This window comes from Bradyrhizobium sp. GCM10028915, assembly GCF_042666195.1.
GTDB lineage: Bacteria > Pseudomonadota > Alphaproteobacteria > Rhizobiales > Xanthobacteraceae > Bradyrhizobium > Bradyrhizobium canariense_D.
In genome coordinates this window covers 1-764 of record NZ_JBHTFN010000040.1, presented here as the reverse complement: position 1 = coordinate 764, position 764 = coordinate 1, and the positions used below count along the sequence as shown (strand labels likewise).

Annotated in this window: 2 protein-coding genes; both read right to left on the bottom strand. The window is 68.7% G+C overall.

Going from position 1 to position 764, the window contains the following annotated elements; genetic code table 11:
• Nucleotides 1-257: chemotaxis protein CheW (locus tag ACFQX9_RS17495; protein WP_377789819.1), on the bottom strand; the 257-nt coding region annotated here is incomplete at its 3' end.
• A 30-nt stretch (nucleotides 258-287) separates the two neighbouring features.
• Nucleotides 288-764: response regulator (locus ACFQX9_RS17490; protein ID WP_377789817.1), on the bottom strand; the 477-nt coding region annotated here is incomplete at its 5' end.

Sequence of the window (764 nt, the reverse complement as noted above, 5' to 3'; positions counted from 1 at the left end):
CCGACCGCCATCGGGATCTTGCCGTCCTCGGGCTTGGGCAGGCCGAGCCGGGCGCGCATGTCGACCACGGTGACGATGCGGCCGCGCAGGTTCAGCACGCCCGCAATCTCGCGCGAGGACAGCGGCACGCGGGTGACGCGCTCGGGCATGAACACGTCCTGGACGCGGGAGATCGGCAGGCCGAACAGCTGGCCGCCGATCATCGCGGTGACGTATTCGACCATGGCGCCTTCGCCGGACTGGGTCTTCTTGGTCATGTGCGTATCTCCTGATCCATCCCGCTGGGGTTAGGCGGCTGCGCGGCTCAGCTCGGAGGCGCCGGCGGCGCCCGCGGTCTGTTCCTTCAGCGCCGCGATCAGACCGGGACGGTCGAACTTGGCGACATAGTCGTGGAAGCCGGCCTGGCGGCCGCGCTCGATCGCCGCCGGCGACACCAGCGCGGAGAGCCCGATGATCGGCATCGCGCCCAGATTGCTGTCGGAGCGAATCGTCTCGGCAAACTCGAACCCGTTCATGTCGGGCATCTCGATGTCGGTCAGGACCACGTCGAAGGTCTGCGCGCGCAGCGCAGCCAGGCCCTCCTGCGCGGTCGGCGCGGTGCGGACGCGGTAGCCGGCGGCCTTGAGCACCGGAGCCAGCATGTTGCGGAAGAACGCCGAGTCGTCGACCAGCAGCACCGATTGCGAGTGCAGCGACGGCTTCATCTCCTTGCGGGTGAACCAGTCGGCGAACGCCATCGGCAGGAAGTGGCCGACGTCGATCAC